This window comes from Nostoc sp. UCD121 (assembly GCF_014222285.1).
GTDB lineage: Bacteria > Cyanobacteriota > Cyanobacteriia > Cyanobacteriales > Nostocaceae > Nostoc.
Map to the genome: position 1 here is coordinate 1 of NZ_JACKZS010000184.1, position 15,469 is coordinate 15,469.

10 protein-coding genes are annotated in these 15,469 nt (G+C 42.9%); 2 read left to right on the forward strand and 8 right to left on the reverse strand.

Annotation, left to right across the window (positions count from 1 at the left end; genetic code table 11):
- Window positions 1–4: 4 nt before the first annotated feature.
- Together ispG and GNF10_RS28015 are read right to left on the reverse strand one after the other, a co-directional pair.
- Entirely contained in the window at window positions 5–1,231 is a 1,227-nt protein-coding gene (ispG, locus tag GNF10_RS28010; RefSeq protein ID WP_185581671.1) for a (E)-4-hydroxy-3-methylbut-2-enyl-diphosphate synthase, read from the reverse strand.
- Window positions 1,232–1,440: 209 nt separating this feature from the next.
- A complete protein-coding gene (locus GNF10_RS28015) occupies window positions 1,441–2,412 on the reverse strand; it encodes a glutathione S-transferase family protein (protein ID WP_185581672.1) in 972 nt (323 codons plus the stop codon).
- Window positions 2,413–2,685: 273 nt separating this feature from the next.
- Between GNF10_RS28015 and GNF10_RS28020 the strand changes: the two genes are divergently transcribed.
- Window positions 2,686–2,970 (forward strand): HAMP domain-containing histidine kinase, encoded by a 285-nt coding sequence (locus GNF10_RS28020; RefSeq protein ID WP_185581673.1) that lies wholly within the window; start codon window positions 2,686–2,688, stop codon window positions 2,968–2,970.
- Entirely contained in the window at window positions 2,963–5,179 is a 2,217-nt protein-coding gene (locus GNF10_RS28025; RefSeq protein WP_185581674.1) for a PAS domain S-box protein, read from the forward strand. Before GNF10_RS28020 ends, GNF10_RS28025 begins: the two co-directional genes overlap by 8 nt.
- Before the next feature lie 306 nt (window positions 5,180–5,485).
- Here the strand turns inward: GNF10_RS28025 and GNF10_RS28030 are convergent, their stop codons facing one another.
- The 6 genes from GNF10_RS28030 to GNF10_RS28055 form a co-directional block, all read right to left on the reverse strand.
- Entirely contained in the window at window positions 5,486–8,371 is a 2,886-nt protein-coding gene (locus GNF10_RS28030; RefSeq protein ID WP_185607287.1) for an NHLP bacteriocin export ABC transporter permease/ATPase subunit, read from the reverse strand.
- Window positions 8,372–8,378: 7 nt separating this feature from the next.
- Window positions 8,379–10,637, reverse strand: a complete 2,259-nt coding sequence (locus GNF10_RS28035) for an NHLP family bacteriocin export ABC transporter peptidase/permease/ATPase subunit (RefSeq protein ID WP_185581676.1) — start codon at window positions 10,635–10,637, stop codon at window positions 8,379–8,381.
- Complete coding sequence (locus tag GNF10_RS28040) at window positions 10,597–10,782, reverse strand: hypothetical protein (RefSeq protein WP_185581677.1); 186 nt, start codon at window positions 10,780–10,782, stop codon at window positions 10,597–10,599. The genes GNF10_RS28035 and GNF10_RS28040 overlap by 41 nt, the downstream gene beginning before the upstream one ends.
- A gap of 42 nt (window positions 10,783–10,824) precedes the next feature.
- Window positions 10,825–12,264 (reverse strand): NHLP bacteriocin system secretion protein, encoded by a 1,440-nt coding sequence (locus GNF10_RS28045; protein ID WP_185584438.1) that lies wholly within the window; start codon window positions 12,262–12,264, stop codon window positions 10,825–10,827.
- A gap of 131 nt (window positions 12,265–12,395) precedes the next feature.
- A complete protein-coding gene (locus GNF10_RS28050) occupies window positions 12,396–12,575 on the reverse strand; it encodes a hypothetical protein (protein ID WP_185584436.1) in 180 nt (59 codons plus the stop codon).
- Between the two features lie 139 nt (window positions 12,576–12,714).
- A partial coding sequence (locus tag GNF10_RS28055; protein WP_185607288.1) for a COR domain-containing protein occupies window positions 12,715–15,469 on the reverse strand: 2,755 nt, incomplete at its 5' end.

Below are 15,469 nucleotides of genomic sequence, written 5' to 3' on the forward strand. Positions count from 1 at the left end.
CCCCTTAAGGTTCTACCCAGCGTTCATCTGCCTTAATGAGGTTAATTAATTCCTCAACACCTTTGTCTTCCGGGACTTTTTTAATTTCTTCTCGACCACGATATAAGGAAATGTAACCAGGTGTTTTGCCAACATAACCATAGTCGGCATCTGCCATTTCGCCGGGACCGTTGACAATGCAACCCATAACTGCTATGTCTAACCCAGTTAGGTGTTTAGTGGCTTCCCGGACTTTGTGTAACACTTCTTCTAGATTAAACAAAGTACGCCCACAAGAAGGACAAGCGACGTATTCCACCATCGTTTTTCGCAATCCCAAAGCTTGGAGAATGCTGTAACAGACGGGAATCTCTTTTTCTGGTGCTTCTGTTAGTGAAACGCGAATTGTATCGCCAATGCCATCAGCAAGTAAGGTAGCAATACCAGCCGTAGATTTAATTCGCCCATATTCGCCATCACCAGCTTCGGTAACGCCTAAATGTAGCGGATAATCCATACCCAATTCATCCATGCGCTTGGCGATCAGGCGATAGGCGGCTAGCATCACAGGTACTCGTGAAGCTTTCATGGAAATTACCAAGTTGCGGAAATCCAAGGATTCACAAATGCGAATGAATTCTATGGCAGATTCCACCATTCCTTCTGGGGTGTCACCGTAGGTAAATAGCATCCTCTCGGCGAGGGAACCGTGATTTACCCCAATTCGCATTGATTTACCTTGATCTCGCAAAGAAACTACTAGAGGTTCTAAAGTTTCGCGGATTTTATCGCCAATTTCGTCAAATTCGGATTGAGTATACTCGGTTCGATTGACGTTGGGCTTTTCAAAGACATACAACCCCGGATTAATCCGCACTTTTTCTATGTGCTTGGAGACTTCCAGGGCGATTTTTAGCCCATTATGATGGACATCAGCCACAATGGGCACGTCTTGGTAAGTTTTTATTAATTTTTGTTTAATTTCTGCTAAAGCTTTAGCATGAGCCATACTCGGCACTGTAACACGGACAATTTCGCAGCCAATTTCGTGCAGACGACGAATACCAGCTACGGAACCATCAATATCAAGGGTGTCTTCGTTAATCATTGACTGCACTACAACGGGGTAGCCACCGCCAATGGTGACATTTCCTACCTTTACGGGACGGGTTTTTCGCCGCTTGATAGTTGTATCAAAGATAGGTTGACTTGATGCAGTATTTGAAGTATCTACTATGGGCAGAGTTTGCATAACCTGATCGGGTAAATTTGCAGTAGCTAAAAATATCAGATTTGATAAATCTCTGTTTCCCAGATTGCCACAGCTAGGGGATCTTTTGGAGGATTATGTAGAAAAAATTGGAGAATTGAGTCAGGCAAGGAATTAAAAACTTTTCTAACTAAGTAGCGTTAGTAAGATTTTGGTTGGCTGCGATCGCTTAAAACTTTTCTCTGGGCCATTTACGGCTTACCGAAGCGATCGCGATCGTGCAGTTCGTGAAAATCGATGATTGGCCCCTTGGGTACAATTCGATTTGGATTAATCTCGGTCATACTCATGTAATAGCCGCGTTTAGTATAGTCCAGATTACATGTTGCTTTGAATGGCTGACGCTGATATAGATCCTTTAGATAATTCCAGAGGTTCGGATAGTCGAGAATTCGCCGCAAGTTGCATTTAAAATGACCGTGATACACTGAGTCAAAGCGATACAGCGTTGCAAACATACAGATATCGGCTTCGGTGAGTTGAACGCCACATAAATAGCGCTGCTTGCTCAGAACGTTTTCCCAATGGTCTAAACTCTCAAAGAGTTCAGTTACCGCATTTTCGTAGGCTGCTTGTGAAGTCGCAAAACCAGAGCGATATACACCAGCATTGATTGGCATATAAATTGCATCGATCGTTTCATCAATCTTTTGTTGTAAGTCGCGTGGGTATAAGTCTACTTTCTGTGTAGCCAATTCCCCAAACTCTACGTCAAACATCCGTATGATTTCACGAGATTCATTGTTGACGATAGTTTGAGTTTGTCGATCCCACAACACTGGAACAGTGACTCGTCCTGTGTATTTGGGAGCGGCTTTCAGATAAATCTCTGACAAATATTGAGTATGACTCACGGAGTCAGGTATGGTTTCTATCGGTGCAGAAAAGCTCCAGCCCAAGTCGCTTAGAATCAGATCAGCCATAGAGACTGAGATGGCATCATTTAACCCTTTGAGTTCTCGCATAATTAAGGTGCGATGCGCCCACGGACACGCTAAGGAAACGTAGAGGTGATAGCGTCCGGTTTCTGCCTTAAACCCACTAGAACCATCGGCGGTAACGCGATCGCGAAAGGTTGTTGGCATCTCATGGAACTCACCGCTTTGATTCTGCTTATTCTCATCGGTTATCCATTTACCTCCGACCATCATTCTTAATGCCATAATTCTCTCCTAAGCGTGATGGTGTAATTCTGCCTTTGCTAGTTTAGTTAACTCCATAGAAGTGCTATCAAAATATTAATGCAAGTCATTTTGCTAAATGATAGCGATGATTGTACAGATACAGCAGTTTGCAAATAAGTCAGGTAGAAAATGCAGAACTCACGCAGCAGAAAGAGTTTCTGCCCCCTGCCCAAATAATGATTACTAACTTAGATAAAACTGGCGTTAGCCATTTGGGAAGACTAAATATGAAAGCCTTCAAGATTTAGTAGCATGGTTAGTATTCCTGGATACCACGTAACCGAAGAAATTTCCAATGGTTCGAGAACCCTAGTTTATCGAGAGTATCGAGAAACTGACTTTTCCCTCAAAGATGATTTTGGTTTTGAGCGGAGGCGATATGTCGGGTATTTACAAGAGTTTTTAGCGATCGCTCGAAAAATTATAGTGGAAAAATATACTGGTTCGATCCAATGCGACTCATCTCCAGGGCAAGGTACGGAATTTGAGATATTAATTTCAGTTCAACAGTCAGCAGGAGAAACAAGTCATGCATAACACAGAATTCGAGCAAGAAATACTTTTTCTTCGTCAGCAAAACGCTCAGTTACAGCAACAACTGGCAAAATCCACCACAGAATTCAGTGCAGAAATCGCCCAATTAGAACAGAAACTTAGAGAATCAAAACAACTATTAGAAAGTAATTGTCAAGCAGAACTAACTTTCAAGGCTTCTCAAGCAGAATTACTAGCATTGTTTAACGCCATACCAGATGTGATTCTCATCCTTAATGCCCAAGGACGCTACCTCAAAATTGCTCCTAGCGGTGCGCCTTTACTATACCAACCACCTGCGGAACTAATAGGTAAAACCATACACGAGGTTTTACCTTCTGCTTTTGCAGACTCTTTCCTCAACTGCATTCAACAGGCACTAAAAACCAAGAAAACTTTCAAAATCGAATATAGCTTGCCCATTGGCGATCAAGAAGTTTGGTTTGAGGCGAGTATTGCGCCAATGAGTGAGGATACTGTTGTTTGTGTAGCTAGGGATATTAGTAATGTCTACAACGAGCTTCGTCTACGCAAAGCGGCTGAGGCAACCTTAATTCAACAAGAAAATCAGTATCGCAGCATTTTTGAAACTGTGAATGATGGCATTAGTGTTGTTGATTTAGATACTGGTAAGATTGTCGCTGCTAATCCCGCTTTTTGTCAAATGCACGGCTATTCTCAAGCAGAATTTTTCCACTTAAGTCCTACAGATTTTATTCATCCCGATTCTTTTCAGCAATTTGGTAAATTCATCAACACAATCAAAAAGGGAGATGAATTTCACACTCAGGCTGTAGATATTCGCAAAGATGGCACTTATTTTGATATAGAAGTTACAGGCAAACTCTTTAACTACAATGGCAAACCTCATGCACTTTCGGTAGTGCGAGATATTAGCGAACGTAAACAAGCAGAACAAGAGCAAAGAAGACTGCTAACTATTTTAGAAGCCACAACTGATATCGTCGGTATGGCTGATGCAGATGGAAATAGTTGCTACCTAAACAAAGCAGGGCAGAAGATTTTACAAATTCCAGCCTCAGAAACCAACAAATTTCATATTAGCGAGGTTACAGGACTATCAATATTAGAAAAATTTCAGAATGAAATAATACCTACCGTAGTTCGAGAAGGGATTTGGTCTGGAGAATCTATATTTCGCTGTCGCAATGGTGAAGAGTTTCCAGTTTCCCAAGTGATAATTGCCCACAAAAATGAACAAGGCGAAATAGAATTTTTCTCAACCATTGTCCGTGATATCCGCGATCGCCAACAAATCGAAGCCCAGCTTAGACAACACGCAGAAGATTTAGCCCAAACTCTTCAAGAACTCCAACGTACCCAAGCACAAATGATTCAGGCTGAAAAAATGTCTAGTCTGGGTCAACTTGTGGCCGGAGTTGCCCATGAAATCAATAACCCTGTCAATTTTATCCACGGTAATCTCAGCCATCTTGAAGAACATACCCAAGATTTATTACGGTTAATTAACTCATATCAAATCATTAACCCACCTGAATTTAAGAACAGCAATTGCTACTCTGGCGAAGCAAGCTACACGTTAGCAGAGCGACTCAATCCACTGCTGACTTTATGCCAAGAAATTGATCTGGAATACATTCAGAAAGATTTACCAAAAATCTTGAATTCAATGAAAGTGGGAACTCAACGCATCCGTCAGATTGTCCTCTCACTACGTACTTTCTCGCGCATGGATGAAGCCGAGTTTAAAGCTGTAGATATTCACCAAGGCATAGACAGTACCTTAATGATTTTGCAACATCGCCTTAAAGAAAAACCAGAATTTCCCGAAATTAATGTCATCAAAAATTACGGTAGCTTACCTTTAGTAGAATGCTATGCCGGACAACTGAATCAGGTGTTTATGAATATTTTTGCAAATGCTATTGATGCCTTAGAACAAAAAACATACAATGAAGTTTCTCTACCCAAAATTACCATACATAGCACGTTAATAGATTCTTATTGGATCAAAATTGCGATTGCCGACAATGGTTTAGGGATGCCAGAAGGAGTTGAAAAGCAGGTTTTTAATCCATTTTTTACCACCAAGCCTGTGGGTAAGGGAACAGGTATGGGAATGTCTATTAGTTATCAAATTATTACCGAAAAACATGGTGGTAAACTGGAGTGTTACTCAAAACCAGGACAAGGAACAGAGTTTGTGATTAAAATTCCAATTCGGCATTAGATAGGCAATAGTCAAGAAGCCTCTTTGAGCTATACGGAATTTTTTCAAAAATCAAATATGAGTTTTATGTTAATCAATTTAGTTTTTAATTTGGAGTGAATTAAATAAAATGCGATCACTTTTGCTGAAAAATCTTTGTGAAAGTCAATTTTTTTAACTAATCACAGAGGCGCAGAGAACACAGAGAGAAGGAGAGAGACTTTGAATTTTTTCCCTTTCCCGCCTTCGGGAAGGGGGTTATGGGGTTAGGTCTATTTGCATACTTGTACCTCACCGAATTGAAAATGGTTATAAGAATAAAAGGTGTTATGACTGCCGGACTACAAGTCGAGCAAATAACCCTTCTTCTGCAATTAATTCTGAGAAATTACCCATCTGCACTACATTACCTCCATCCAGAACATAAATGCGGTCTGCATGACGAATTGTGCTGAGGCGATGGGCAATCACCACTCTGGTAGCATTTAATTTGGCTAAACTTTCAGTCACAATTGCCTGGGTGCGATTATCCAGAGCGCTGGTTGCTTCATCCATTAAAATAATTTTGGGCTTTGCAACTAGCGATCGCGCAATCAATAATCTTTGCCGTTGCCCCCCAGAAAGATTAGTACCACCCTCAGCAATGATAGTATGCATTCCCATCGGCATTTGCTTGATATCATCAGCCAAGCCTGCCATCTGTGCGGCTTCCCAAGCTTCTTCTAGAGAAACCAAAGCTCCGGCGGTGATATTATCAAAAACTGAGCCAGTCCCAAATTTGCCATTTTGCAATACTACTCCCAACTGTCTGCGTACAGCCTGAAGTTCCAAATCTGCTAAGTCTTTGCCATCATAGTAGACACTGCCTGTTAATGGAGTCTCAAATCCCAGCAACAACCGGAATATCGTTGATTTACCACTTCCAGAAGGGCCAATAATCGCCACAAACTCTCCTGGTTCAGCATGGAAACTGACATTATTGAGAATTAAGTTGCCATTTTCCGAGTAGCGAAAACTCACATTTTCTAGGGCAATACGACCACTTAATTGACCAGGGTTAACTTTGGTTGAGCCATCTTCAGGTTGCGATCGCCAAATCGGTTTTGCCCTTTCCCATATTGGTACAATCCCCCAAATCTCAGATACAGTATTGCTCAGGTCAATTATCCCTTTGATGAAAATTGTCAAGGCATAGTTAAAAGCAACAAATATACCAAGTGTGAGGCGTGGCTGCATCAACAGCATCGCTAATCCGAAAAGCAATATAGAACTGACTAAGGGTAGTGCTTCATTGAATACAGACATACCATCTTTAATCTGTTGCCAATTCGCCTTTAGCCGGATTTGCTGGCTATACTTTTTTGCCCAAGCAGCAAATGCCCGTTCTTCTGCCATTGCTACCCGCAGTTTGGCAACACCATTGATTAGTTGGACAGTGAGTCCCTGAATCGCGCCATTGAGTTCTTGCTGTTTGCGAGATTTCTTCACCAAGCGGAAACTTGCAACTGTCGTAACCGCAGCAGCAAAGATTGCTAAACCCACTCCCACCAGCGCTAATTGCCAGCTATAAATAAACATCAACACTAAATTGAGTAAGGCAAAAACCCCACTCAACAACGTTTTTTGGGTAGCACCGCTCAGTTTTTGATGAATTCCCCTCACCGCCATGACACGGTTAACTAAGTCTCCGGCAGTATACTGACGAAAAAACCTCGGACTTAATCTCAGCAGGCGATCCCAAATAGCTGGTTGCAATACGCTATCAGTGGCGCTTTCAACTCGGAGGGTAATAATACTTTGGGCAATTTGAAAAGCTAGCTGCCCAAAGGCAACTGCAAACATTACCAATCCTATCTGCCATAGTAAAGCGCGATCGCTATCTGGAATGGCATTATTGATTAAAATTGCTGTTGCTTGTGGTGCAACCATTCCCAATATCGTCCCCAGTAGCCCCACTACTAAAATACTTGCGATGTCTTTTTCATAACCTTTCACCCCAAACCGAAGTAAATCGATGGCTTTGAGTGCAACTTGGGGCAATGGTCGATACAGAACGTAGGCAGATGTTGTCAGTGTTTTTGCTACTGCCTCATTTACAGGGATGCGAGTTCGCGCAACTGGGTCAAAGATCACATAATCCCGCTTATCTGTGAGTAACAAAGCTACTGGGCGCTTTTCTAATTGCGTATAAGCTAGCATCGGCCCTTGATCTTGCCGCCACCAGGCGCTTGCCAAAGTCACACGCCGGATACGAATTTGCGATGATTGGGCGATCGCTGCCACAGGGTCTTTAATTGAACTAAAATTATCTGCTGCTGGACGAATCTCAATTCCCAATGTCCGTCCAATTGCTCCCATTGCTACCAACAGAGGCGGCCCCTCTTGAGATACAGCTTCTTGCTGTGGTTGCAATACTGTTGCTAATTCAGAGAGTGCGCCCTCAATTACTTGCTGATTAAGTTGCTCTCTTTGTTGAAACTGCCGAAATTCTGCTTCTGCTTGTTTGTTTGCTAGCAAACTCAAGTAGTGAAAAAAATAAGTATGTAAACATACCAAGCTACTGGGTATTTCGTCGTTACTTGGGAAATCTGCGGTTGTTAATACTTGTCCAATAACTGCATTTTCTGCCTCCAGCCACATCGCACTCGTGATGGGAAAAGCTGGCGAGGCGGGATTCAACGTTAGTTCCTCAACTCCCATCCAGCTAACATTACCTTGCTGCAACTTCACCCACACAAGTGTTTGTTCCCACAGATGTAGTGCCTCACCAGTCGATAATGAAAAATCCTCTCCCGATGTCTGCACAATGTTTAATGGCGTTGTCAAAACTGTTTGCTGAGAACTAAGAGACTGACTTAAATGATTTACCCAGCCTTCTAAAAGTTTTATGGCTTGAGAGTCAGCCTCTGCAATTCCCTGAACCAAATCAACCATTGACATCTGGCATAATTGGGTAGGTTCAATTGCGATCGCTACAAAACTCCATTTGCTTTCTTCCGGTAACAAAGCTGTACTAAATAATGCTTCTCCAGCGTTGACATGAAACAGATAGCGGCGCTGCTCCCTTAGTAAACTGTTTTTAACTCCAGTCGCAAATAGAGCTAATGTTCCAGACCGCACTATCCAGAATATTTCTGAGTCATTTAACAATACTGGTTCGTTTGCCTGAAAAGAGTACAGTTTAGAAGAAGGATTTACCTGCGGGCTACTCATTGCTCAACTATGCCTCTGCTGCGTGGAGTAGGCGAACATAAGTCCCACCTTGCTGCCATAATTCCTCATGGGTACCACTTTGGACAATTTTACCTTGGTCTAGAACAATAATTTTATGGCAATCACGAATTGTACTCAGGCGGTGGGCTACTACAATACATGAGCAACCACGCTGTCGCAAGTTACGGTTAATCATCAATTCGGTTTCTACATCGAGGGCGCTGGTTGCTTCATCCAGTACTAATATTGTGGGATTTCTCACCAAAGCGCGGGCGATTTCTAGACGTTGGCGTTGCCCACCACTGATATTCATACCGCCTTCAATCAATTCAAAGTCATATTTAGCAGGCATAGAAGCGATCGCATCATGAATGGCTGCATCTTGACAAGCTTGCACCAAATCAGCTTCTGGCACAGTTGAATCCCAAAGAGTGATATTATCTCGCACAGTCCCCGCAAATAAAAAGATATCCTGCTCAACCATTGCCAATGAGTTTGCCAACACAGAACGCTTAATTTGCGATCGCTCTACACCATCAAAACAGATTTCCCCTTCCCAAGGCTGATAAAGACCGCAAATTAATTTAGCAATTGTAGATTTCCCTGAACCACTTCCCCCCACAAGCGCTATGCGTTGCCCAGGTTGAACAGTTAAGCTAAAATTCTCAATTAAGGCAGGTTCCACCCGACTGTAGCCAAAAGTGATATTTCGTAACTCAATATGTCCCTGTAATTGCCACATTGGGTATTGGGCATTGGGCATTGGGCATTGGGCATGGGGAATACTTGTAATAAGTTCCCCTCTGCTCCTCTGCTCCTCTGCTCCCTTGCCTCCCTCCACTTCCAAATCAACGGGATTTTGCAGCACATCATCAAGGCGGTTTAAGTCAGCTTCTAAATCTTGCAGCGTGCTGCCGAAATTAACGAGGCTATTAACTGGCTCTAAGAAGCTCAGTGTTAAACTTTGGTAGGCAACCAGCATCCCAATACTGAGATTGCCATTCATTACCTGAAAGCCGCCAACCAGTAGAATAGAAGCTGTGGTCAGGGCTGTCAAAATCGTCGGTAATGTAGTGAGAATTTGAGTTTTTAAGCTTAATTCCTGTTGGGCGTTGAGTGCTTTAGCGTAATAACCCGCAAACCGAGCAAATAAATCTGACTCTAGCCCAGAAGCTTTGATGGTTTCTATCGTTTGGATGCCGCTAATCGTTACTCCACCCACCTTGCCATATTCCTGAGCTAGGCGCATATTTGTATCTACACGAGTTTGCGATAAAAATAGAAGGGCGAGAATGTTGATTAAAGCAAAACCAACTGCGATCGCACTCAATAATTGGTCATACTGAATCATTATCAGTAGGTAAAAAACCATCATTACTGCATCAATTAATGTGGTTGCCAAAGGCCCTGAAAGTGCTTCCGCCACTCGGTCATTTAGTTGCACCCGGCTACTTATTTCCCCAGCAAAGCGTTGGTCATAAAACCCAATAGGCAATCGCAGGATATGCCAGAGAAACTGTCCTGATGTGCTGACTGACAACTTAACCATCAATCGTCGCAGATAAGTCAGCCGCAGTCTAGCAAGGAATGCCCGCAATATAGTAGTTAACAACATCCCTAACAATAAAGGTCGTAACCAATCTTGCCGGTCTTGGACTAAAATCTCATCGATAAACACTTGAGCAAAGGCTGGCACCGCTAACCGAGGTAATGTTAACAACAACCCAGCCAGCAGACAAAATAAGATAGTAACTCGTGAGTTTTGTAAACGGGTAGTTAAAGCCGAAATAATGTGATTTTTTTTGCCACCCTTCTGGAAGTCCGCTCCTGGTTCCATTGTCAGCACAACACCAGTGTATGCGCGATCGAACTCTTCCCAACTCACTGTTCTCCGACCATTGGCAGGATCATTGAGGTAGACGCGTTTTTTGCTATATCCTTCTACCACGAGAAAATGGTTAAAATTCCAAAAGGCAATGTAGGGAAGACGGGTAGCTGTCACCTTTTCTAGAGACAGTTTTAAACCTTTAGCATTGAGTCCATAGTTTTTGGCAGCTTTGACGATATTAAAAGCTTTACTCCCATCCCGCGAGACACCGCATTCTTCACGCAGTTTAGCCAGTGGCACAATCCGGCCGTAATAGCTAAGAATTATTCCCAAAGCAGCCGCACCACATTCGACCGCTTCCATTTGCAAAAGTGTAGAAGTACGGACACGATTTGGTTTAAATTTTGGGATTGGGAATGGGAATGGGGGATTGGGCATTGAGCATTGGGCATTGGAGAATTAAGACTTGAACGTTGAGCTTCCGAGGATGAACGTTGAGCTTCCGAGGGTGGACATTGAGCTTCTGAGGATGAACGTTGAGCTTCTGAGGGTGAACGTTGAGCTTCTGAGGATGAACATTCAAGTTTTAACCCCAATGCCCCATGCCCCATGCCCCATTCCCAAATTAATAAATCCCCGTCCAAGATCGCAGCATAGGAATAATATAAGAAATCGGTGCTTTTTCTCCAACTTTTACTTGAACAGAGGTAGTTGTGCCGGAGGATATTTTTAAAGCTGGGCCGTCAGAAGATGACCATTTGTAGCCACTGACGGATGTAGGATTTTCTTGGAGTTGGACAAAAGCTTGCACTTGACCTTCGCCTTTACCCGCAAGACTGGCAGCCATTTCTTTGTTACCAACGATCGCTGTAATATCTTGTGTAGTTACCGGAAATGAAGAAATATCTGCGATCGTTCCGACAATACCACCTTCGCGCTCACGCTTGGCAAAACTGGGAGTCACCTGTACAGCCATCCCTGGTTTGATTTGCTTACCATCTTTATTAGCAAAGTAAACAAGGCTCATAAGTTTTGAATTTGCCTCTTCAGCCTCGATTGACCCTAAGCGAGTACCCGGATTCATCATTTGACCAGGAACAACACTCACTTCCAGAATATGACCATTGTATTTGCTAATTATTCGACTTTCTTGAGATAGTTGCAGTTCTAATTGGGCTATACGGCGCTTTACTTCCCGAATTTTATTTGTTTTGTCAATTGATTGCTTTAAGTCTTGTTCGCGTAATTTAGTATTTTGAGTATTAATATCTTTAATTTTGGTTTTAATTTCGTCAATTCTGTTGAGATTTTCTAGATATTCTCGTTGTGTGGTGGTTTCTTGGATTTCCAGATCCTTGAGTTGCACATCAATATTCGACAGTTCGCTTTGAGTATTAAAATATTCTTGTTCAGCTTGCACCAACATATCTTGGCTGATGACATGCTGCTCAAAAAGCTGACGACGATTATCAACTCGTCCTTTGAGAGTTTTAAGTAAATAATTAATTTGTTGTTTGCGAGAGTTAATGCTTTGACGTTTTTGAGCGATCGCTCTCAATGTTTGATCGCGTAACTTTGGCGCACCTTGTTCTCGACGCAGGTTATTTTCCAAATCCATTCTCTGCTGTCCAAGAGTAATGATTTGTTGGTCAATTAGCAGCTTTTGTAATCTGTCAGTCTCTTGATTTTGGGTTTGTAATTGTTGCAACTTTACTTGCTCTTGCTGTAGTTGCTGCTTTAGCGCTGATTGGTCGATAATACCCAGCACATCACCTTGTTTAATAATATCTCCCGGCTTGACCTTGAGAGCTAGTAACGGGCCAGAACTGGGTGCTTGAAATTCCACAACATGGTGCGGTTTAATCAAGATACCTTGACCTGTGACGGTCAGGGGAATTCTGCCGAACACACTCCAAAGGCCAGCTACAGCAACCAAAAAACTCATGGTAGATAAAGTCAACCAAGCTTGAGGCTTGACTACATTTATCGCTTGATCCAGTTGTTCTGGTGAAGATAAGCGTTCCAGAGCTTCTTGGCGAAAGATATGGCTGTGTTTGAGTTGCATTGTTCTCCTTCTTGCTGATGGCACTCAGAGCCTCAAGTCTTCTAGACCTTTAAGATTAAAGTGCGATCGGGGAGAACTAGGGTAGAAGTAAGGGAAGCGATCGCTTCTACTGCTTCAACAAAGCACAAACATTACCAATACCTTGCTTCTAGGTTTGCGATCAAGTGCGGTATCGAGGAGCGATCGCACCTTGCTTGGTGTAAGGTCTTCTCTAGACCTGTAATGCTTGTTTGGTAGACAAACTGGGGGCGGGTGTATGCGATATATAGACAGTCTACTACGCCAAGATCCCAATTCTCGCACGTAGACATTTTGACCACTTGCTCGAATTTGCGATCGCTTCTGGAATTATAAAAGTCTATTTAACAGAGGGAAGCTTTAGTTCTATGCCTAATTTGTTCCCTATTTCAATAACATTTAAGTTAAATTTTGTCAATGTTTAAATAGGTTCTATTTTATTGCCTTTTCGACTTCTTCGCAAATTTTCACCCAAGCTTGGTTACGTTCTGCCTTATTTAGAGTGTCGAGGGGTTTACTTGGAGGGTGAGCAGCTTGGTATTTTTCGATGTCGGTTTTTTTGTATGAGCTTGCACTAATTGGAATCCAAAAAATGGTTAATCCCTCTTGTTCGGCTGCGTTGAGTAAGGGGGGTAGCTCATGTCTGTCGATGAAATCAGAGCCTATAAAGTCAGGGCTGACTAGCAGGATAGCAACCTTAGCCGTGGCTAATGCTTTTTCAATCTCGGCTTTCCATTTTGCGCCAGGTTTGATTTTGGTGTCATCCCAAACGATCAAACCTTCTGCACGAATATAGGGTTTTAGTTGTTTTTGCAGTTCTGTTAACCATTCTGCATCTTGATGACTGTAGCTAACAAATATTTGGTTTCTGGTGCTTTCTGACATAATTGGTTCCTTAATGGGGAATGATTCAATAATTTCTTTGTCTATTTGTTGTCTTTGTCGATTTCTTATATCTTCATACCCATCAAGTAGTTGACGGATATTGATGTTTATTTTGAGTTTACCAATTGGATATTCAAGAACGCGCATTGATTCGAGTCCGAGGAGTTCTTGGTAGTCGAGTGGCGGATGATTGGGATGGTTGGGGACGGGAACCCATTCGGTGATTTCGAGATTGGGGAGACTTTTGTGGATTTTTTGGAAAACATCGCGGAGGATGCCGAGAAATAAGCGGCGGGTTTCTTTGCGTTTGCTAATGGTAATGAAGATTTTTTTATCTTCGGGATCGGCTTTGATCCGAGCGATATTGTAGATTTCGTTGTTTTCTTGATATTGCAGCATTACGCCACTGCGCCAATAGATTTGGTTATGGATTTTTTCGTGGCTGTTGACGATGAAGCGCGAAATGATGCTTTCGGGGAGAACTTTGTAATGGTATTGAAATTCCAAGGTTTTGCCTTGGAGTTTTGTTTCGTTTGGTTGGTCTTTGGGCAGAAGTCCCGCAATCAGAAATTGTGGTGGGTAACATTCTAGTGCAAAGCCAAGCTCGAATTCCTTCATTAGTTCGATTAGATAACCATGACGCTCGGTGGGGTAGCGCTCTGGATTAAGGATGCGGATGAGATCGGCGGGGGTGAAAATGCCTTTGGTTTTAGTTTTGAGGTTTTCATCGCTCAGGAGCGCGTAAATGCCTTCTGTAACCCAGTTGGGTTTGAGGACGTTGGTATCTTTGAGGATGGGATGATCGCGGAAATTAAGAACTAAGCCGAGTCGATGTAGCAAGTCGATTAGTTGCTCTTGGTTTTGTTCTTCGGGAATTTCTTTTTGGTGGCAGATGCCAATGTAGCGGTTGTAGCTGATGAAGTCTTCAGTCATGGATTCGAGTTTTTGTTTAACCTCAAACCATGTCAGGGGTAAAAGGTCGTAGACTTCTTTGAGGTTGGCGATTTGCTGCAAAATTGCTGCGCGGAGTTCATCAATGCCAATATTGTCTTGGCAGGAGGTTTCGATAATGGCTTGGATGTTAGGATATTTTTCGCGTAATGCCTTGCGGTTGATGTCAAGGGGTTGTTCGTCTTTTTTGTTGCCAACGATAATCACGGGGGACTGTCCGCCGAAGCTTTCGATTAGTTTCAGCCAATATTCAATGCGGTTTTCTTCTTCGCTGGTGCGACAATTACAGACTAGGAGATAGAGGCTGCGCTTAGTCAGAAAAAACTGATGGGTAGCATGATAAATTTCCTGTCCACCAAAATCCCAAACATTGAGGCGGATGTCTTTGCTATTAACCTGCACGTTCCAAGTTTCTACATTGAGTCCATCGGTTTGGGGTTGATTTTTGTCATATTTATTGCGGATTAGTCGCTTGATAAGGGATGTTTTACCAACGCTGCCTTGTCCGATGAGCAAGAGTTTGGCTTCGTTGAGTGGACGGACTTCACCGCTACGGAGTAATTGCAAATAATTGAAAATCTTTTTAACTGAACCAACACGATCAAAAGATCCTAAAATCTCTGGTGAAATAGGAAGCGGATTTCCCCGTAAATCCAGAGTTTCCAATTTTGGCAAACTTTCGATCACCTCTGGAATCTGGGTTATTCGGTTGCCATTGAGGTGAAGCTGCGTCAGATTGGTTAATTTAGCGATCACCTCTGGAATCTGGGTTATTCGGTTGCCATCGAGGTGAAGCTGCGTCAGATTGGTTAATTTAGCGATCACCTCTGGAATCTGGGTTATTCGGTTGCCATCGAGGTGAAGCTGCGTCAGATTGGTTAATTTAGCGATCACCTCTGGAATCTGGGTTATTTTGTTGCTACTGAGGTGAAGCTGCGTCAGATTGGTTAATTTAGCGATCACCTCTGGAATCTGGGTTATTCGGTTGCCATTGAGGTCAAGCTGCGTCAGATTGGTTAATTTAGCGATCGCCTCTGGAATCTGGGTTATTCGGTTGCCATCGAGGTGAAGCTGCGTCAGATTGGTTAATTTAGCGATCGCTTCTGGAATCTGGGTAATTTGGTTGTTACGGAGGTGAAGCTGCGTCAGATTGGTTAATTTAGCGATCACCTCTGGAATCTGGGTTATTCGGTTGCCATTGAGGTGAAGCTGCGTCAGATTGAGATTGGTTAATTTAGCGATCGCCTCTGGAATCTGGGTTATTTGGTTGCTACTGAGGTCAAGCTGCGTCAGATTGGTTAATTTAGCGATCGCCTCTGGAATCTGGGTTATTCGGTTGCCATTGAGGTCA

What these genes read in the sequence shown, in the direction of transcription:
- ispG (WP_185581671.1), bottom strand. Translation starts at nt 1,231, where the DNA reads ATGCAAACTCTGCCCATAGTAGATACTTCAAATACTGCATCAAGTCAA.
- GNF10_RS28015 (WP_185581672.1), bottom strand. Translation starts at nt 2,412, where the DNA reads ATGGCATTAAGAATGATGGTCGGAGGTAAATGGATAACCGATGAGAAT.
- GNF10_RS28020 (WP_185581673.1), top strand. Translation starts at nt 2,686, where the DNA reads ATGGTTAGTATTCCTGGATACCACGTAACCGAAGAAATTTCCAATGGT.
- GNF10_RS28025 (WP_185581674.1), top strand. Translation starts at nt 2,963, where the DNA reads ATGCATAACACAGAATTCGAGCAAGAAATACTTTTTCTTCGTCAGCAA.
- GNF10_RS28030 (WP_185607287.1), bottom strand. Translation starts at nt 8,371, where the DNA reads ATGAGTAGCCCGCAGGTAAATCCTTCTTCTAAACTGTACTCTTTTCAG.
- GNF10_RS28035 (WP_185581676.1), bottom strand. Translation starts at nt 10,637, where the DNA reads ATGCCCAATCCCCCATTCCCATTCCCAATCCCAAAATTTAAACCAAAT.
- GNF10_RS28045 (WP_185584438.1), bottom strand. Translation starts at nt 12,264, where the DNA reads ATGCAACTCAAACACAGCCATATCTTTCGCCAAGAAGCTCTGGAACGC.
- GNF10_RS28050 (WP_185584436.1), bottom strand. Translation starts at nt 12,575, where the DNA reads ATGTCTACGTGCGAGAATTGGGATCTTGGCGTAGTAGACTGTCTATAT.